Genomic DNA, 20,854 nt, shown 5'->3' on the forward strand with positions numbered 1-20,854 from the left:
TTTTAGGAATAATGTCTTCCTCTAAGAGTTATCTGCACAAAAATAACATAACCAATATTTTTGAGCCAGCTTGAAATTAGTTTCCGAGCTTACTCAACTAATTTTATTATTAATATATACCTAATATATCTAAGCAAATGTTTACATTTTACAGGCTAGCCTATACTCTATTCACAAAAAATTAAAATAGATTTTCTTACTAGTTCATAGATGATATATATATAATTTTTAAATTGCCTAAATATAATTTAATAATAGCAGATCTATTTTTCAAAGTCAACATTAGTTTATATTTTATACAAATGTTTTAAAATTACTTCTTAAAACAAGCTATATATTAATTTTAATCTTTATAATCTTAAATTTCGTATATTATTATTAAAACAAATGTTATTATTTTATACTTTTGTCAATAGCCATATTTTCTTTACTTATAAAATTCAAAATCAGCAGCAAAATATTAATTTAATTAAAATATGCACTTTATTATGTAAAATTGTAATATTGAAAACTTAAAGTTCCATTCATCGCCTTGAAAAAGTAAACCATCTCCATTATAATTGACTTGTATATTCAAGATGATAAGTAATTTTTGTAAATAATATCTTTAAATTAGTTTAAAAATCATTCTTAAATTGCATCAATTATTTAATTATACTTAATACATTGAATATAAATTTAGTTGAGAGGTTAGACATGATAGATGAATTTGAAAAAATAAATGAAGCTGAAAGATTAAATTTTCTTGCCGAGTTATCTTATATGTATTATGAATTAAATATGACTCAAAGCGAAATAGCAAACAAATTATCTACTACCAGATTTAAAGTTTCTAAATTGCTTCAAGAAGCTCGTGATAAACATGTAGTAGAAATTACTATAAATAAACCACATAGTAGGCTGCCTAGATTAGAAAATATTTTGAAGGAAAATTTTGGTTTAAAAGATGCATTGGTACTTGACAATAAAGTTCTTGCTTATGAAGAAACGTTAAATGCGCTTGGAAAATTAGGAGCTCAATATGTAGACAATTTAATTAGTGAAAACTCTATCATAGGCATACTTTGGGGTAAAACACTTTTAAATTTAATAAAGAATTTAAAACCTAAAAAGAAACTGCCAATAACTGTTGTACAAATAGTTGGTTCTGCTGCTAAAGATAATACTATTGTAGATTCTCAGGAACTTATGAGACGAACGGCAAATATATATGGAGGTAAATGTAAGTATTTATATGCTCCTCTTTATGTAGATAATGATTACGCAAGAAAAGCTCTCATGCATGAACCTGTATTAAGTGATACAATATTCTTTGCAAATAAGTCAGATATAATTCTTACAGGAGTAGGAACAACGGATGCTATGTTCTCTTCTTCACTTTGGGCAAATTATTTAGAAAGAGTTAAGCAATATAATTTAGATGATCTAAAAGCTGTAGGATGTATTTATGGTCGTGTTTATAACGATCTGGGAGAAGAAATTGATATTGATATAAATCAAAAAGTCATAGGAATAGATACTTCTTCTATACGTCAAGCAAGTCATGTAATAGGCATTGCCGCAGGTAAATTTAAAGCAAAAGCAATTTTGGGAGCCCTACGTGGAAAATATATAAATACGCTTATTACTGATGATGCTACAGCTTCAAAAGTACTTTCATTGGCAAAAATACAATTTTAAAATTATATAATCTATAGAAAAGCTATATAAGATAAAAAAAGAATGGAATCTTCATTGGTGAAGATTCCATTCTTTTTTAATGTTTTCATTCAATTTTAATATAGTTTATTTAATAGTAGTAACAAGTGAAATAATTATACTTACCACTGTTGCAATTCCCATACACATAGGAGCTGCAATGAAAAGCAGTCTTGGGAATAACTTATTACGTTCTTCTTCATCTGAACAAGAACCTAATACAATGCTTCCACCAGAGGAGAAAGGTGAAATAGAAGCTGACTGTGCACCAATAACAATACAAATGAACAGGATAGCAGGGCTTATACCTGTCGCTTGTGCAATGGATGGAACAGCTGGGAAAAGTGCAGGAACAACAACGCCAAGAGTACTACTAATAGCTGCCATCAATCCTCCTACTATACTAAGTACTATAGGTACTGCAAAAGCAGGTAAATTACCACTGATCCAGCTTGCAAGTAATTTTATAGTTCCTGCCTTGATTGCAACCGATATTAACATTCCAACACCGCAAATCATAATAAGAGTACTCCATGGAACCTTTGCAATAGCTGCTTTCTGATCAGCAATCTTAAGCATTAAAACAATAATTGAGAAAATAATTGAAACAAGTCCAACATCCATTTTAGAATTTATAAAAGTAATAACTGCATTTTTAGGAATAACTAAATGTAAAACTGGAGGTACAAGAACTATAAGTACCATAGCAATAATAAGATAAAGATTGATTTTCTGATTTTTATCAAATGGCTCTGGTTTTTTTATATCTAATGTTTTGCCCATATTCCTTAAATTTTTTGAGAATATTACAAAAGCTAGAATTAATAGAATAGGAACAATCATAGTAATAATAAAGATATACGCTGTATACACAAATGATAGATCTTTAAATCCTGCTGATTCAATAAAACTTTTAAATACAATACCACATCCACTTGTCATGAAATTAGCACCTGCTAATGAACCATAACTTAAAATAATTGATCCTACCATTGTGCTCATGCCTGTCTCTTTACAAAGTAATAGCGTAAGTGGAGCTAAAAATACCATTACCGTAAAGTAGCCTGCACCTAACCCCGAAATTAATACTGCTGCAAAGAAAATAACAAATGGAAGTAATTTCGGCATTTTTCGACATTTATATAAAATGTGCAAAGAAAGTTTTTCCAATGTACCGTTTACAAGAGCAAAATTGTAAAAAAGTGAAACTGAAAAAATTACGAAAAAAATACTGATTGGCCACATTGCGATAACCTGTGAAGCCTTTAAATTTAAAACAAAACAACCAATTATGTACGCAAATCCCATAGCAAAAAATCCTGTATTAATCTTTGTTTTATAACCTAGTGCAATAGAAATTAATATTGCCAACACTACAATTAAACTTATCATAGATACTTCCTCCCAAGAATAAATAGTTTATAAAATGCTTTTATAAATCTTGCATATGTATAATATTTAATAAATTAATTTATTTTCTATAAAACGATTTCTTTCGTCACATATTTTCCTGTTAATTTCTCATCTCCTTTTTTTCAGCAGTCTCAATAATGAGCTTATGCCTTTCTTCTTGTTCTATCATCATAATAATATTTATTATAGCAACTTTTTCTTTTCCTGTCAAAACATTTGTTAAAAATAAAATCATATGTTTAATTAAATTAGTGAGTCTTTAACGCATGTCATATTTTAAAGAGCTTTATACTGCTATATTTTTGCTATCAAATACTATCTTGCCTATCATATGTAAATAAATCAATCATTTGTGTATAGTACAGCTTAAATATAAATAATTTATTAACTGTGTTATTTATAACAGCATACCTAGATTTATGTAAATCAATCTAGATATGTTTCCAAAATACATTGCTTTGCTAAGTTAAAACTTTTGATGTATTTACGGATGTGTCTATAGCGATCATAGAAAAACTATATAAAATAAAAAAGAATGGAACCTACATTAGTTAATATTCCATTCTTTTTTAATATTTTCATTAAATTTTAATATAATAATTTAACAGTATTAATACATATGTTTTAAATGGCATAAATTCAATAGTTGTCTATGGAACTATAAGGTACAACATGGGCCTTATTCTAAATAGCTATACTTAATCCAATTTACTGTCCGTATGTCAGATATGCTGTTAAGCTTTATTGTGGTACTCAGCATCGACAAGTAAAATATCTTAATAATATCATCAAGTGAAACCATTGCTTGATTAAATAAATTGTCAAATCCATATTAAAATTTAAGGTACTTTTTTTGCGAATAGATCCATCAGAAGAGGATTCAACAAAGAGAACTTCTTTAAAAACTTTCTTTGTCTTTTTCTTTAATTTTTAAAAATGAGGCATGAAATTAAGCAATAGTGTCATAGCCAATCCAACCAGTCCTACGATTGATTGGACAACAGTAATAGTTTTAAAGGTTTCACCCATTGACATACTAAAGGACTCCTTTACTAACCAAAAGCCCGCATGATTTGCGTAGTTAAAGAATAATGATCCTGAGCCAATGGCAATTACTAATAATTCCTTGCTAACACTCGGATTAGCCGCAGCAAGAGGTGCTAACAAGCCGGTTGCCCCAACAATTCCTACAGTAGCAGACCCTGTTGAGATAGATAATAAAGCAGCAATCAGCCATCCTAATGCAATAGGAGAAACATGTATTCCCGATGAAAGGTGGTTAATAGCGGTTCCAACGTTGGAATTAGTAAGCACCTTTGCAAAGGCACCACCACCAGCGATAATTAATAAGATTCCGGCAATTGGTTTGAGACTAGCGCCGAGTTCATCATGAAGTTTTTTGGTGTCTACTCCACGCCCATATCCCAAAAATATTATTCCTATTAATAGTCCAATTAATAAAGCCATTACTGGATCGCCAATGAATCCTGTTATTTTATTAAACAAGACCGCTTGTTTAAACAATGTTTTTGCAATTGCACTTGACAACATCATTAACATTGGCAATAATGCAACGATAAATGAAGTTACTGCTGAAACAGGATGTTCAACGGTTGCAGCAATATATTTTGAAGCGTCATCTAAATTTGAAGTTTTTTCTTGTGAAGCGACTGAAGATGCCGCATATAGTTCTAACAGTTGTTTATCAGGACGAACTGTCATCCGTGGTGCAATAAATTCACCATATACCGGGCCTGCAATAATTACTGCAGGGATTGCACAGATAATACCATAAATCAATGTAATGCCAAGATTTGCTTTGAGACCTGCAATGGCAGTCAAAGGACCAGGGTGCGGCGGAACCATACCATGCATTGTTGCCAAGGCTGCTATAACCGGAACTCCAATATGAATATATGCTGATCCTTTTATCTTCCCTTGCTTTTCAAGTTTCGCAGCAACACTAAATACTATTGGTAAAAGCATAATTAATCCTACTTCAAAGAACATTGGAATTCCGATAATAAATGCAACCGCACTCATGAACCATGGTAAAGTTCTGTCGCTAGAACCTTTTAGGATTGTTGAAGCAATTTTGTCACTTGCACCTGAAACGCTTAATAGTTTTCCTATCATTGCCCCAAGTGCAACTTGCAATCCTACCCCTCCTAGTGTACCTCCAGCACCATCTGTAATTGATTTTACTATTTTATTCATATCTAGGCCAGATGTAAGTCCTACACCAACTGAAACTACCAATAGAGCTACCATAGGATGTAAATGTAATTTTGAAACAATGAGAAGTACCAACACCACAACGCTGCATAACGCAATAGTAAGCAATAAAATATCATGACCTGTCATTAAATATTCACCTCTTATTAAATTTTAATATTGTATTCGAAAACTTATAAAGTTTCATTTTTCTACATAACCAACACTGGTGATTTTTTTATTTCACCTCAAAAGCTTTCTTGCTTTAAAATTATACTATGCAAAAATATATTTGTATGTATTAATAAAAAATAATACTTGGTTTTTTGAAATTACCTGTTACGTATACGGTTACCATGCTTCGTTTTCTCATTCTGATGAATTTTAAATGAGTGACCAGTATGCATTTCCGCCTATGACTCTCACTGAAAGACTGGTTAAAAGGGCGATCAAGTATTCCGATGCTAAACTCCTTGATTCAATTAAAACTTTCATAAACCTTATCCTCAAAGTGCTTTTAGTTCTACTTTCCCATGACCTATGGATAGTAAGATGGATCAGTTATAGCTATTTAGAATAAGGCTCATGTCTTACCTTATATTCCTATCCAAGATTATCCATGGATTTAAATAAATCTATGCTCTTAAAGCCTCTATTTGATAGCAATAAAAACTTTCTAAATATATTGCCTAAAAATTTCATTAAATTCTGGTATTCCTTGTTTTATATGTTCAAAACTCTTGTTAACCTTTTCATTGCATTTAAATTTTTTATACCATATTGGTACTGCTACCGCCTCCATGGTATTTGTTCTTAAGTGCGTTAGGTAAATTTATAATCATAGAATCTACTATTTGGATTGAAATATCTTCTTTTGATTTTAATCTAGCTTGCAATTGTATTATACTCAGTTTATATAGTATCTGTATTATTTCTTCAATAAAGCAATAATACAGATACTCTGATTTTACTGTAGGCTTTCTTCGTTAAAGACAGTGCTTTCATTATTCATTGAATTCTATCCTCTTTACTTTACCTGCCTTATAACATCTATGATTGAACCATCTCTGTATTCAACAAGTCCTACAATCTTATCAGTATATTCTATTTTTTCTGGCTTTCCTGTTGCTTTTTCTGCTTTTTCTCTTAATTCTTCTATTGTAACAACTGGAAGTTTTGCAGTTTTAAATCTTTCAATTAAATCCTGTCTCTTTGGATTTACAGCAATTCCTCTATCAGTTACTAATACATCTATAGTTTCACCTGGAGTTATTACGGTAGTTACTTTTTCAACTACTGTTGGTATTCTTCCCCTTACAAGTGGTGCAACTATCATGGAAAGTTTTGCTCCTGCTGCCGTATCACAGTGTCCACCAGATGCTCCTCTTATTACTCCATCAGATCCTGTTATAACATTGACATTAAAATCTGTGTCAATTTCAAGTGCACTTAATATAACTACATCTAGTTTATTTGCAATGCAGCCTTTATTATGAGGATTTGCATACATTGATGCATCTATTTCAAAATGATTCGGATCTTCTCCAATAGATTTTGCAGACTTTAAATCAAAGCTCTGAACATCATATAATTTTGAAATTAATCCTTCTTTCATCATTTCTACAAATTGACCAGTAATTCCGCCAAGACCAAAGCTTGCTTTTATATTTCTTTCTTTCATTTCACTTTTTAAGAATCTTCCAACTGCCAATGCTGCTCCACCTGAACCACTCTGTATAGAAAATCCATTTTTAAAATATCCTGAAACTTCTATAGCTTTTGCGGCATATTTAGCAATCAAAAGTTCTCTTGGGTTCTTTGTATATCTTGTAGCTCCTGAAATTATTCCATTAGGATCTCCAATTGCATCAACTTTTACAATGTAATCTACATCATTTTGAAATATACTTGCTGGTACATTTGGATATTCTACTAAGTTATCCGTAATAAGTACAACTTTATCTGCATACTGTACATCTATCTTGGCATATCCAAGAGAACCACAAAATGATTTTCCTTTAAATCCGCTGGCATTACCGTATTCATCACAGCTTGGTGCTCCTAAAAATGCTACATCAATTTTTAAATCTCCTGCTTCTATTGCTCTAGCACGTCCACCATGTGAACGAATTATAATTGGAGTATCAAGTATTCCGTGAGATATAGCTTCAGCTAATGGTCCTCTAACACCACTTGTTATAATCTTTGTTACAACTCCGTTTTTTATATGTTCTATAAGTGGTTTATGAACTTTATTAAGTGAACTTGAAGCTACTGTTAAATTCTTTATTCCAAGCTTTGCAATTACATCAAGTACCATATTTAGTATGTAATCACCTTCTCTTAAGTGATGGTGAAATGAAATTGTCATTCCATCTTTAAGTCCGCTTTTCTTAACAGCTTCTTCTATACTTTCCAATACTTTATTTTCTCCTGGTAACACTGCTGATATTTTTCTACCATATCTACGTTTATTTGGGACAAAATCAAATGGTCCATTATATGGTCTAAGCTTTCCTATTCCTTCTATACTTTCTGGTATTTCTCTTCCTATTTTATTCTTAAGCAATTTCGTTCCCTCCTTCAGATATGTTAATACCTGCTGCTTCAGCTAACATTAATGCCCTTTGAGCTCTTTCAATAATTGGCTTGTCTACCATTTTTCCATTTAATGAAACTACTCCTGATCCTCTCTTTTTGGCATCTTCAGCAGCTCTTATTACACGAATTGACTTGTTTATTTCTTTTTCTGAAGGTGTATATATCTCATGTACCGGATCAATCTGTCTTGGATTTATTACTGATTTTCCGTCAAATCCCAATTGCTTGATAAGTTTAGTTTCATTTGCAAATCCTTCTTCATTATTTACATCTGAGTATACTGTATCAAAGCAATATATTCCAGCTGCTCTTGCTGCTAGTACAATCTGGCTTCTTGCTGCTAAAAGTTCTATTCCTTCTGGTGAACGTGTTGTCTTTAAGTTTGTAACAAAATCTTCTGCACCTATAGCTATTCCCATAAGTCTAGGACTTGCAGTTGCAATATCATATGCATTTAAAACTCCTATAGCACTTTCTACTGCTGCCATCATTTTTGTAGTTCCTACTTCTATTCCTGCTTCTTTTTCTATTCTCGCAATTTCTTTTTCTACATCTAAGATGTCCTGTGCAGTTTCTGTCTTAGGAAGTCTTATAACATCTGGTTGCGCTCTAACTATAGCCTCTAAATCTTCAATTCCAAAAGGTGTATCCAAACCATTTATTCTTACTACTGTTTCTGTTCCTTCATAGTCAATAGTTTTAAGTGCATTATATACTAAAAATCTAGCTGTATCCTTTTCATTTAAAGAAACTGAATCTTCCAAATCAAACATTAATGAATCTGCACCATAAATTTGGGCATCTTTTATCATTCCAGGATTATTTCCTGGTACATACATCATAGTTCTTCTTAGTTTGTACATTATATATCAGCCCCCCAATTAAAGTAAGTTTCTCCTGCAGCTCTCATTACTGCTGCCTCAACTCTAGATTTTATAACACAATCCAGTGCTCCCTTGTCATTAGCACGTACAATAGCACTTTTTACTTTCAAAGCCTCCAATGTACTTTTTATAACTGATTTTATCTGCTTTCCAAATTGTTTTTCTACAGAACTTTTTAAATCTATAGAAATATCGCCTGCTGGATTTGGTTCTACTGTAACTGATATATCACTTGATTCTAATGTACCAGCCATAGCAATTTTATTTATTTCCATTGCTCTGCCTCCTAGATAAATTATGTTTATATTTATTTAAAACAGCCTTAATTACTGTTATCTAACTATTTTTGATATTATTTATTATTAATTTTGCGCTATCAGATATTAAAAATTCATAAGTAACATCTGGTACTAAATTTCTTATTTCATCAAATTTATTTTCCTTTATAAGACTTCTTACATTAGAAGCACTTATTATTTCTCCATCCTTACAAATCCTATGAACTTCAATTACATCCACTCCATAATGCGGAAGAGTTTTTTTCATAACTTCATTATAATTTTTTGTAACATTTGAAAGTGGTTCGTCTCCTATATATCTTTTATTTATTCCAAGTACCGGTGCAATATATTCACCAAATATTTTTACATCCAAAAGAGAATGTATACTTGAAACTTCACTCTTATCCTTTATAAAATAGCTTGGAAAGGTTGCACTCGATATTATATAATCTTCACCCTTATGCAAAATAACATTATCTAAATGTTCTATTCCTTTTTTTACCAATTTATATCTTATATCATTTGGGAATTCAGATTTATCTTCCCAGACTATAAAAACATGGACAATATCGCTTTCTTTTGAAGCCTTTTCTATTAAATATTTGTGTCCTAGCGTAAATGGATTGCAGTTCATAACTAAAGCTGATACAATCTTTCCATTTATTCTTCTTTTACTTATCTTCTGTAAAAACTTTTCAATTCCATCCGATCTATTTTCGAGTAAAATAACTTTATTCTCTACCTCTTCAATTTTATAAAAACCCAAATCGTTAAATATAGAATAATTTTTAGGTTTAGTATATATAAAAAGGTGGCTATTTCCTCTTCTATATTCTTCATTTATTAGATCAGATAAAATTTTATTTGATATGCCCATTCCTCTATAATTTTTATCTATTGCTATGCATTTCAGAACTTTATTATCAAAGGAGCCAGTGCCTATGACTTTTTCACCATCATATATAGCAACTGTATACTCTACGTTTTTATCAAACTCTAAACCTTGATCTTTCAAAAAACTTTTAATTGGGGTTAATTGCTTTGAAAATCTATCTTCTATTATTACCTTGTTTAAAGTATGATATTCCATAAATACTGCTCCTTTGTATAATATATATAAAACTATAAAATAGTTTGATACCTTTTTAATTAGCTAACCAAAGTTTCTTTTGTAAGTCCAAGCTTTTCTGCAGTGTCTATAACCGCTTTTGAAACAGCACTACAAACATCTTTGTCAAATACACTTGGAACTATGTTGTCTTCATTTAGTTCACTGTCTTCTATAAGTGCTGCAATTCCTTTTGCAGCTGCAATTTTTATATTATCGTCTATATCTTTAATTCTTGCTTCTAATGCTCCTTTAAATATGCCCGGGAATACTAAAACATTATTTATTTGGTTTGGAAAATCTGATCTTCCAGTAGCTACAATCCTAGCTCCTCCAAGCTTCGCCTCATCTGGCATAATCTCAGGTGTTGGATTTGCAAGCGCAAAAACCATAGCATCCTTATTCATAGATGAAACCATTTCTCTTGTAAGAACTCCTGCTGCTGAAACTCCTATAAATAAATCTTTATTTTTTATAATATCTTTTAAATTTCCCTTTTCTAAATTTTTGTTAGTTAATTCTGCTATTTCCTGCTGTGGAACATTTAAAGTTTTGTCACCCTTTACAATAGCTCCATTTAAATCACATAGTACTATATCTTTCACTCCAACCGCTAATAAAAGTTTAGCTGTAGCGATTCCTGAAGCACCTGCTCCATTTATAACAACCTTCAATTCATTCATTTTCTTTTTAATTATCTTAAGTGAATTGAAAATTCCTGCTAAAACTGCAATAGCAGTTCCATGTTGATCATCATGATATACCGGTATATCCAGTTCTTCTTTAAGTTTATCTTCAATATAAAAACATTCTGGAGCTTTAATATCTTCTATGTGAATTCCACCAAAGCCAGGTGCAATATTTTTTATAGTATTTACTATTTCATCTGGATCGCTTGAATCAATACTTATAGGAATAGCATCAGTTCCTGCAAACTTTTTGTGTAACAATGCTTTACCTTCGACTACAGGAAGGCCTGCTTCAGGTCCAATATTTCCAAGTCCTAATACTGCCGTTCCATTAGTAACTACTGCTATAGTTCTACCTTTTAGCGTATACTCATAAGCATTTTTCTTATTCTTAGCTATTTCCATACATGGTCCTGCTATTCCAGGTGTATAAGCTACTGATAGATCATGTCTATTATTGAGCGGCATTGTTCCAGTAATTTTAATTTTTCCTTTATTTTGCTTATGCAATTTTAAAGATTCTTCCTTAACATTCATACTAATAATTTTTAATTAAATTGCTTAAATGCAATCTAATTATCCTCCCTTTTATCAAAGTCAACCAAAACATCTCGACAGCGTTTACACTTATTAATTTTTATATTATTAATATCTTTTATTTATCTTAATGATAACAGAATTTTTAACAAATGTCAAAACATTTGTTAAAAATTAATACAAATGTTTTAATATTATGCTATATTTTAATAGTTATATGGTTATATATATAGAATTAGCAACATTAAAATAACATTTGTTAAAACAAATGTTATTTTAATGTTGCTTTTGTTGATGAATATCTCTTTTGTTTGACTAATTTGCATGAATTTAAACTATTTACTTGGTCCTGCCATAACTATATCTTGTGAAACATCCTCAAATCTTTTAAAGTTTTCTTTAAATCTTTTAGCTAATTCTAATACTTTTACATCATAAGCTTCTTTATTTTTCCACATATTTCTAGGATTAAGTACTTCACCAGGAACACCTTCACAGTTTTTAGGCATTAACACTTTAAATACAGGATGCTCTACAAATTCTTCATTTTTAATCTTTCCTGAGATTGCTGCATTAACCATTTTTCTAGTATATGAAAGTTTTATTCTTTGTCCTTCGCCATAACTTCCACCTATCCATCCTGTGTTAATTAGATAAACATCTGCTTTAGACTCATCTATTTTCTTTCCAAGTAATTTTGCATATACACTTGGTTTTAATATCATAAAAGGTTCACCAAAGCAAGTCGAGAAAGTAGCTTTAGGTTCACTAACTCCTCTCTCTGTTCCAGGAACTTTGCTAGTATATCCTGATATAAAATGGTACATAGCTTGTTCTTTTGTTAATTTAGATATTGGAGGCATTACACCAAAAGCATCAGCTGTTAAGAATATAATTGTATTTGGTTCCTTGCCAAATCCATCACTATCAAAGTTTTCTATATAATTTATTGGATATGCTGCTCTAGTATTTTCAGTAACAGAAGCACAATTATAATCGGGTTTTCTATTTTCATCAAGTGCCACATTTTCTAATAATGTTCCAAATTTAATAGCGTTATATATTTCTCTTTCCTTTTCTTTGTCAAGTCTAATTACCTTTGCGTAGCATCCGCCTTCGAAGTTAAACACTCCATCATTACACCAACCATGTTCATCATCACCAATAAGCTTTCTATCCAGGTCTGCAGACAACGTTGTCTTACCTGTGCCTGATAATCCAAAGAATATAGTTGTATCTCCTTTTTCTCCTTTATTAGCTGAACAATGCATAGGTAATACACCTTTTTGCGGCATTAAAAAGTTCATTATCGAAAATACTGATTTCTTTATTTCACCAGAATATGATGTTCCTCCAATAAGAACTACTTTCTTCGTGAAATTTATTATAATAAATGCCTCTGAATTTATTCCGTCCATTCCTTTTTTTGCTTTAAATCCAGGAGCAGAAATTATATTAAATTCTGGAATATGTTTTGAAAGTTCATCTTTTGTTGGTCTTACAAACATTTGATTTGCAAACATTGCTTGATAAGCATATTCACATGTTACTCTTATTGGTATTTTGTAATTTCCAAGACTGCCTACAAACCCATTAAATATAAATAAATCTTTTTTATTTAAATATTCTACTACCTCATTGTAAAGCACATCGAATATTTCTTCTTTTATAGATAGATTTACTTTACCCCAGTTAATTTTATCTTCTGTTATTGAGTCTCTAACAATAAATCTATCTTTTGGAGATCTGCCTGTATATTTTCCCGTACTTACTGCAAAAGCACCCGTATCTGAAAAAACTCCTTCTCCTCTTTTTACTGCAAGTTCTATAAGTTCAGCAACACTGGTATTTACATAAGTATTCTTACCTTTAAGCTTTGCACTTTTTAAATTAGTCATAATCCTCATCATCCTCCATAGTTATTCTAACTATTTATAACAAGCTGCATTCATAGCGTTTACATGGATCAATTTTCACCGCATTAACGAATTTATTATCAACAATAATAACAGATTAGCTTCATTATGTCAAAACATTTGTTTTATATAAATTACAAATGTTATATATTTTTTAGATAAATACTATATTATTATATTACGAACACTATTTATATTTATCAAATGTTATAATAATATGCTTTTGTTGAATAATGTACATCATTTTTACTTATTTCTATTCTTATGAAAATATGTATACTTTTATTGTGATTTTATTGAAAAAATAATAAACTTCAATTACAATAAAGTAAATAGATTAATATCAATTGAGAGGAATATACATGATTGACGGATATGAAAATATTAGTGAAAATGAAAAATTAAATTTTCTTGCTGACTTAGCAAATATGTACTACGAATTAAACATGACTCAAACTGAGATAGCAAATAAACTATCCACTTCTAGATTTAAAGTGTCTAAGTTGCTACAGGAAGCTAAAAATAAGCATGTAGTTGAAATTACTATAAATAAGCCTAACAATAGAGTTTATGACCTAGAATCTGAATTAAAGGAAACTTTTAATTTAAAAGCTGCTATAGTACTTGATAATAAAGTTCTCCCTTATGAAGAAATTCTTTACTCACTAGGTAAAGTTGGAGCAAAATACGTAAATAGTTTAATTAAAGAAAATTCAACAATAGGAGTATTATGGGGAAAAACTCTTTTAAATTTAGTAAAACATCTTAAACCTCAAAAAAAGCTTCCAATAACCGCTGTACAAATTGTTGGTGCTGCTGCAAAAAATAAAAATATTTTAGATGCCCAGGAACTTATAAGGTATATAGCAAATATATATGGTGGGAACTCCAAGTATCTATATGCTCCCCTATATATAGACAATGATTATGCAAGGAAGGCACTTATGCATGAACCTGTAATAAGTGACACTTTGTTTTTCGCAAATAAGTCTGATATAATTCTTACAGGAATAGGCACTATAGATGCTATGTTTTCTTCTACACTATGGTCAAATTATTTAGAAAAAAATAATGAATACGATTTAAGCACTCTTAATGCTGTAGGCTGTATTTATGGAAGAGTTTATAATAACTTAGGAGAAGAACTTGACATAGATATAAATAAAAAAATCGTTGGAATCGATACACCCTCAATTAAGAGAACTGAACATGTAATAGGTATTGCTTCAGGTAAATTTAAAGCTAAATCAATTTTAGGTGCTTTGCGCGGAAGGTATATAAATACTATAATTACTGATGACTCCACAGCATCAAAAGTGCTTTCTCTATCAAAAATTACACAGTAAAAAGCCCTGTCTATAATCATATAGACAAGGTCGTTTTTTTAAAAAAGCTAATTCATATAATTTTCTACTAAATATAAAAATACAGTTACTCCAAGCAAGTCTGCACTTCCTCCTGGACTTATATTTTTACTTACAAATTCATCACAGAGTTTATTTATTTCTTCCCTTCCTTTTTTTCTTCTCATGCCGCCGTCTTGAATTATTTTCTTTGAGATTGCTTTTACTTCTTCTAATATTTCTTCAGAAGTTCTATATACAATAGTAGAATCATCACATATCTGCATTATTCCTATTAGTGTATGAACTAATCTATCATTTATATTTAAATCCAGGTTCTTTTTATAAAAATCTAGTGCAAAATCGAAAACTGTTGGAATGCCTCTTTCAACTTCTCCCCTTACACCTTCTGTTTTATACTTTAAAAATATTTTTTCACAGTGAGTCAATTTATCATTATTTTTATCTAAGTTATATAACTCATGAGATACAATTCCATGAGTCATAATCTTTATGACATTCTTTATATCATGAAAGTCACCTTTAGAATATATTACTTTTCCAACTGCTGCACAAACAGTACCAATCAAGAATAACATACCTTTATGAGTATTAACTCTATTTGTTTTATCAAACATATCTTTTTCGGCTTTTATTCCAATTGCTCTTATATTTTTAAATATATCTTCACATGATTTGTCTGAAAAACCTTCCTGAACAAATAGCACCAAATATTTACTTAAAGCTGCCGTGCTGTCGATAAAAGTAAAAAAATTCATGTCACTATGCGAACCATTTGATACAGGTGAAACAAGACCTGGTGATGGAAAACATGACACTTCATATATCATAGCCTGAGCTGCTAAACTTCCAATATCAAGTGCAATTTCATCTATATTAAACTTATTATTTTTCATACGTTCTCTCCATATTCTTATAAATTTTAATAGATTTTATATTATAGATTTTATAATGTGCCTATAATATAAAATTAATAAAAGATATTAAAATATAAATAAGATTTATTTAGGAGATGTTTGTTTCAACTAGCAATTTGCCTTTTCTTCAATAAGCTTTGCAAGGCTAGTTGCCATTTTATCTATTTCTGATTGATCCTTTCCTTCAAGCATTACTCTAACTAGAGGCTCTGTACCAGATGGCCTTATAAGAACTCTTCCGCAGCCATCCAACCTTTCTTCCATCTTTTTAATTTCTGACATTATCTGTTTATCCTTCATATATATATCTTTCTTGTCATTTGGAACTTTTGCATTTACAAGTACCTGTGGAAGTTCTTTCACAAAAGATGCAAGCTCCGATAATGTTTTTCCACTTTCTTTAACTATAGATGAAAGTTTAAGTGCTGTAACAAGTCCATCTCCTGTAGTATTATAATCAAGCATAATTATATGACCTGACTGTTCTCCTCCAAGTACATAGCCTTGTTTTTTCATTTCTTCAAGTACATATCTGTCTCCAACCTTAGTTTTTACAGTCTTTATGCCCTCCTTATTCAAGGCTATATCAAGTCCAAGGTTACTCATAACTGTAACTACTACAGAATTTTTGTTTAGCTTGCCCTTATTTTTCAAATATCTTCCTACTATTGCAATTGTAAAATCTCCACTTATAAGGTTGCCTTTTTCGTCTACAGCCAAACATCTGTCTGCATCTCCATCAAAAGCAAGTCCTAAATCACAATTTTTCTTAACAACGTAATCCATTAATTCTTCAGGATGTGTGGATCCACAATTTTTATTTATATTTACTCCATCCGGATCATTATTTATTACATATACACTTGCCCCAAGCTCCTTAAAAGCTTTGACAGAAGTTATGGATGATGCTCCGTTTGCACAATCAAGTGCAACTTTTAATCCTTTTAAGTCCATATCTATAGTTGATTTTGCAAATTCTATATAATCCGTTAATGCTTTTTTTGATTTAATAGTCTTTCGTCCTATATTTTCGCCTACAGGTATATTAATTCCCTGAAAATCATTTTCTATTAAGTTCTGTATTTTATCCTCAAGCTCATCTGAAAGTTTATATCCTTCACCATTAAAAAACTTGATTCCATTATATTCTACTGGATTATGAGATGCCGATATTACAACTCCTGCATCTGCTCCATATTTTTTAGTTAAATAAGCTATAGCAGGTGTTGGTATAACATCTACACATACAGCTTTTGCACCAACCGAAAGTATTCCCGATACAAGTGCAGATTCGAGCATATCTCCTGATATTCTTGTGTCCATTCCGACCAGAATTTTTGGACTTTTAGATACTTCTGTTAATACACAAGCTCCAGCTTTTCCAAGTTTATAAGCTAATTCGCACGTTAATTCCTTATTTGCAATTCCTCTTACCCCATCAGTTCCAAACATTCTATGCATAAATAATACCTCTCTCTTATCAAATGTTAATGTTAAAACTAGATATTCATTGTTATATTATATTATATTGAAAACATTTCTACAATGTTATTTATTCAAATGGTTTATATATGGACATTATTTTCTCCGCTGTTTTTATTCCATCCACTGCAGCAGATATTATCCCGCCTGCAAAACCAGCACCTTCTCCACATGGATATAATCCGCTTACAGATATACTTTCTAAATTTTCATTTCTGGCTATTCTTACAGGTGCTGAAGTCCTAGTTTCAATTCCCGTTATAACTCCATCTCCATAAGAAAAGTTCTTTATCTTGCCCTCAAAATTTATAAATCCATCTTTTAACCCATTCACAACAGCCTCTGGAAGACATTTTCTTAAATCTCTGAATTCATATCCTGGTCTGTAGCTTGGCTCTACACTTCCAAATTCAGTTGATACAGTATCCTTCAAAAAATCTCTTATTAATTGCACTGGAGCTATATAATCTCCACCTCCAAGCTTATATGCCAGTTCTTCATAATGCCTTTGGAATTCTATACCGCTCAATGGAGAATTATCTTTAAAGTCATCTGTTCCCACAGTTACAACCACTGCTGAATTGGCATTTTTAGCATTTCTTTTGTAATTACTCATGCCATTTGTAACAAGCCTGCCATCCTCTGACGAAGCCGCAACCACTTCTCCACCAGGGCACATGCAAAAGCTGTATACTCCTCTCCCATCTTTGCTCCTTGAAGTAAGCCTGTAATCCGCTGCTTTCAGTCTTGGATGTCCGGCATACCTTCCATATTGATTTACATCTATCATGTGCTGCAGATGTTCAACTCTGACACCTATAGCAAAAGGCTTTTGCTCCATAAATACATTCCTTTTTAAAAGCATTTCATATGTATCTCTTGAACTGTGTCCTATAGCAACTATCAAATTCTCGCATGGAATACTGTTATCCCCTATATTTATAGACTTTAATTTTTTATCTTTGACTGTTATATCCTTGAGTTTTGTGTCAAATAATATTTCTCCGCCCTGTTTTGTTATTTTATTACGTATATTTTTTACAACCTTTTTTAATATATCAGTTCCAACATGAGGTTTTCCACTATACAATATATCTTCTGGTGCCCCACATTCTGCAAAAGTTTCAAGTACAAAACTGCATCTTTTATCTTTTATTCTGGTATTTAATTTTCCATCTGAAAAAGTACCTGCACCACCTTCTCCAAATTGTACATTTGATTCTACGTTCAATTTGCCTGTCTTTTGAAATTCTTCTACAGTTTTTGTCCTATCCTCTACCTTTTCTCCTCTTTCTATTATGATAGGTCTATATCCAAATTTTGAAAGCATAAGACCTGCAAACATTCCTGCCGGTCCCATGCCGACTATAACAGGTCTTGCTTTCATGCTCTTTGTACCTGATGCTACATTGTTGTCACCTGTAATTGCTTCTTCGAAGATAACATCTTTATCTCGAACTTTTGATAATAATTTTTTTTCATTATCCAGATCAATCTCTACAATATAATTAAATTTTATTTTATTTTTTCTTCTGGCATCAATTGATTCTCTTAGTATTTTAAATTTTTTTATGTTCTTCTCACTTATTCTTAACTTTTTAGCTGCTTTCATCTTCAATTTATTCATATCTTCATCTATACTCAATGATAAATTGTTTATTCTAATTGACATTTGAAACCTCCGATGTTTTTTTATTAATTTTAACCTTCACATTTTGTGGATTTTTAGATACAAGAGATACTCCATCAGGAAGATTTACATTTACAGAAACATTATTTTCTCCCTGTGATATAGAACTCAAGTCCACAAAACATTGTACATCATTTTCATTTAAATTATTTATAATATTACTTTTTCCTGAAACTATGATAGATATAGAACTGTTTTCAACTTCAGCCGTGTAATTACCATCTAAATTTTTTGTCTGTATCTTAGAATTAATAGTCCTTTGAGAAATTTTGTTGTCATCATTAATTAAATTTATATTTAAAGTTACATATCCACTGTTATTTAACAAATACACTTTATCAGGAACAATTAACTTTGCATTAATACCACCGCTGCTTGAAATTTTGCTCAAATCTACTGGCTCAGTATCCAGACTGTTTATATTGGAAATAATTCTATAATCTCCTGCTATATCAATTTTACCGGGAGATGCAAATATTGATTTAATAGCTGCCCCTCCTTGAATGTTCCCTGTAGTTTTAATATTTACAGGTACACTTTTTACATTCTTTAAAGAAATATTTACTTCAACATATTGTGGTTTTATATATACATCTTTAACTATATTTCCGTATGAATCTTCTGCTTGAAGGGCAACACTAACGCTTGTATCCCTTGAAATATTTCTTATGTTATAACTTGCAATTATCCTGTTTACACTATATACCGAGCTTGCTGCCCCATATATATCAGCATTTTTTGTTTTTAAAACAGAATTAACTGCACGAAGTCCATTCTTAGTTTGACCATCTATTAAAACTTTTATAGGTAGATTTTTTTTTGCAAGAGTATCCAGTTTTATACTAAGCCACAGATTTTCATTGTTTACTATAGTTACATTTCCAGGACTTTTTTTAATCTCTACGGGAACTTTATTTTCACCTTTTTTCATAACATAAGATCCTAAATCACATTCAAGCTTAAAGTCTTCGGCTTTTATAGAAAAAATATCAGACGCATTGCCTTTTATCTCAATTGGTATCTCTAGATTTTTGTCATCTATCTCAACAAGCTTTGATTGGGAAAGTGCTTCTTTATTCACTATATTTACAGGCACAACAATTTTTCGCTGTCTAACCGGATTCTCTACATTAAATACATAAAGCCACAGTATAAATGAAGCAATAACACAGCAAATTTTTATGAGGATTTGGTTTTGTGAAATTTTTCTTTCCATTTATTCACCTTCTCCTTAAGAGTAACCTTTTTCTCCGATCTCTTTTTCATTATACGTATAAGCATATTCTCAAGTCTTTCCTTGGTGTAATCCCTCGTAATCCTTCCATGTACAGCAAGTGAAATAGTCCCTGTTTCTTCAGATACAATTACCGTAAGTGCATCTGATTTTTCCGATATTCCAATCGCAGCTCTATGCCTTGTTCCCAATTTTTTATTTATATCATTGTTATGCGTAAGCGGCAGAAAACAGCCTGCCGACACTATTCTATCATTTCTTATTACAGTAGCTCCATCATGAAGTGGCGTATTCACAACAAATATATTTTCCAAAAGTGCAGAAGATACTATAGCGTCCAATCTAGTACCGGTTTTTATTATATCTCCAAGCCCTGTAACTTGTTCAATTACAATCAATGCTCCTGTCTTGCTTTTAGATAGGTTTTCTACTGAATTTACAATCTCAGTTATAACTTTTTTCATAACTTTCTCATCTTCTAATATGTGTCTGTCTACAAAGGCAGTTCTTCCCAAATGCTCAAGCGCACTTCTTATTTCTGGCTGAAATATAATAATAATTGAAAGAACTCCTATAGTTAAAGTTTTTGTAAGTATCCAGTTCAGCATGGTCAAATTAAAAAAACTACTTATTGGTATTAAAAATATTAAAAGAATAATTCCTTTTAAAAGCTGTTCTGCTCTGGTCTCTTTCATGAGCATATAGCCTTTATATAAAATATAAGATACTACAAGTATATCCATTACAGATGATATGCTCATATATCTTATCGAATTAATAAGCATTTGCAGCAGTTCCATTCATTTCACCATCCTTATAAAATATA

The 20,854-nt window shown here is 30.9% G+C and carries 15 protein-coding genes; 2 read left to right on the forward strand and 13 right to left on the reverse strand.

From position 1 onward, the window contains the following. The first annotated feature begins 696 nt into the window (after positions 1-696). Positions 697-1,680 carry a sugar-binding transcriptional regulator gene (locus J2Z42_RS08450; RefSeq protein WP_209702214.1) on the forward strand — a complete coding sequence of 328 codons (984 nt, stop codon included), beginning with the start codon at positions 697-699 and terminating at the stop codon, positions 1,678-1,680. A 105-nt stretch (positions 1,681-1,785) separates the two neighbouring features. On the opposite strand, the gene J2Z42_RS08455 is transcribed toward J2Z42_RS08450, so the two are convergent. The 8 genes from J2Z42_RS08455 to pckA all read right to left on the reverse strand — a co-directional run bounded on the left by J2Z42_RS08455 (position 1,786) and on the right by pckA (position 13,323). After that, complete coding sequence (locus J2Z42_RS08455) at positions 1,786-3,090, reverse strand: SLC13 family permease (protein ID WP_209702215.1); 1,305 nt, start codon at positions 3,088-3,090, stop codon at positions 1,786-1,788. A 951-nt stretch (positions 3,091-4,041) separates the two neighbouring features. Further along, the gene (locus J2Z42_RS08460; protein WP_209702216.1) at positions 4,042-5,475 is read right to left on the reverse strand and encodes a GntT/GntP/DsdX family permease; all 1,434 of its coding nucleotides are present in this window, start codon (positions 5,473-5,475) and stop codon (positions 4,042-4,044) included. Between the two features lie 877 nt (positions 5,476-6,352). Then, positions 6,353-7,894, reverse strand: a complete 1,542-nt coding sequence (gene citF, locus J2Z42_RS08465; RefSeq protein ID WP_209702217.1) for a citrate lyase subunit alpha — start codon at positions 7,892-7,894, stop codon at positions 6,353-6,355. Next, complete coding sequence (gene citE, locus J2Z42_RS08470; RefSeq protein ID WP_209702218.1) at positions 7,887-8,789, reverse strand: citrate (pro-3S)-lyase subunit beta; 903 nt, start codon at positions 8,787-8,789, stop codon at positions 7,887-7,889. The genes citF and citE overlap by 8 nt, the downstream gene beginning before the upstream one ends. Next, a complete protein-coding gene (citD, locus tag J2Z42_RS08475; protein ID WP_209702219.1) occupies positions 8,789-9,085 on the reverse strand; it encodes a citrate lyase acyl carrier protein in 297 nt (98 codons plus the stop codon). The genes citE and citD overlap by 1 nt, the downstream gene beginning before the upstream one ends. 61 nt (positions 9,086-9,146) lie before the next feature. Beyond that, positions 9,147-10,181: a [citrate (pro-3S)-lyase] ligase gene (gene citC / locus J2Z42_RS08480; RefSeq protein WP_209702220.1), complete on the reverse strand. Its 1,035-nt coding sequence runs from the start codon at positions 10,179-10,181 to the stop codon at positions 9,147-9,149. Positions 10,182-10,240: 59 nt separating this feature from the next. After that, the gene (locus tag J2Z42_RS08485) at positions 10,241-11,425 is read right to left on the reverse strand and encodes an NAD(P)-dependent malic enzyme (RefSeq protein ID WP_209702221.1); all 1,185 of its coding nucleotides are present in this window, start codon (positions 11,423-11,425) and stop codon (positions 10,241-10,243) included. Between the two features lie 335 nt (positions 11,426-11,760). Further along, a complete protein-coding gene (pckA, locus tag J2Z42_RS08490) occupies positions 11,761-13,323 on the reverse strand; it encodes a phosphoenolpyruvate carboxykinase (ATP) (RefSeq protein WP_439897322.1) in 1,563 nt (520 codons plus the stop codon). Positions 13,324-13,703: 380 nt separating this feature from the next. On the opposite strand from pckA, the gene J2Z42_RS08495 reads away from it, so the two are divergent. After that, positions 13,704-14,687, forward strand: coding sequence for a sugar-binding transcriptional regulator (locus J2Z42_RS08495; protein WP_245331552.1), 984 nt, complete (start codon positions 13,704-13,706; stop codon positions 14,685-14,687). Positions 14,688-14,734: 47 nt separating this feature from the next. Here J2Z42_RS08495 and citG read toward each other — a convergent pair whose 3' ends face one another. The 5 genes from citG to cdaA all read right to left on the reverse strand — a co-directional run bounded on the left by citG (position 14,735) and on the right by cdaA (position 20,828). Next, positions 14,735-15,601, reverse strand: a complete 867-nt coding sequence (citG, locus tag J2Z42_RS08500) for a triphosphoribosyl-dephospho-CoA synthase CitG (protein WP_209702223.1) — start codon at positions 15,599-15,601, stop codon at positions 14,735-14,737. A gap of 129 nt (positions 15,602-15,730) precedes the next feature. Continuing rightward, positions 15,731-17,083, reverse strand: coding sequence for a phosphoglucosamine mutase (glmM, locus tag J2Z42_RS08505; RefSeq protein ID WP_209702224.1), 1,353 nt, complete (start codon positions 17,081-17,083; stop codon positions 15,731-15,733). 91 nt (positions 17,084-17,174) lie between these two features. After that, positions 17,175-18,776, reverse strand: a complete 1,602-nt coding sequence (locus J2Z42_RS08510) for an NAD(P)/FAD-dependent oxidoreductase (protein ID WP_209702225.1) — start codon at positions 18,774-18,776, stop codon at positions 17,175-17,177. Then, positions 18,766-20,010 (reverse strand): CdaR family protein, encoded by a 1,245-nt coding sequence (locus J2Z42_RS08515; RefSeq protein WP_209702226.1) that lies wholly within the window; start codon positions 20,008-20,010, stop codon positions 18,766-18,768. Before J2Z42_RS08515 ends, J2Z42_RS08510 begins: the two co-directional genes overlap by 11 nt. Further along, positions 19,974-20,828 (reverse strand): diadenylate cyclase CdaA, encoded by an 855-nt coding sequence (gene cdaA, locus J2Z42_RS08520; RefSeq protein ID WP_209702227.1) that lies wholly within the window; start codon positions 20,826-20,828, stop codon positions 19,974-19,976. Before cdaA ends, J2Z42_RS08515 begins: the two co-directional genes overlap by 37 nt. Positions 20,829-20,854: the final 26 nt, after the last annotated feature.

The sequence above is a fragment of the Clostridium algifaecis genome (assembly GCF_017874415.1).
Taxonomy (GTDB): domain Bacteria; phylum Bacillota; class Clostridia; order Clostridiales; family Clostridiaceae; genus Clostridium_B; species Clostridium_B algifaecis.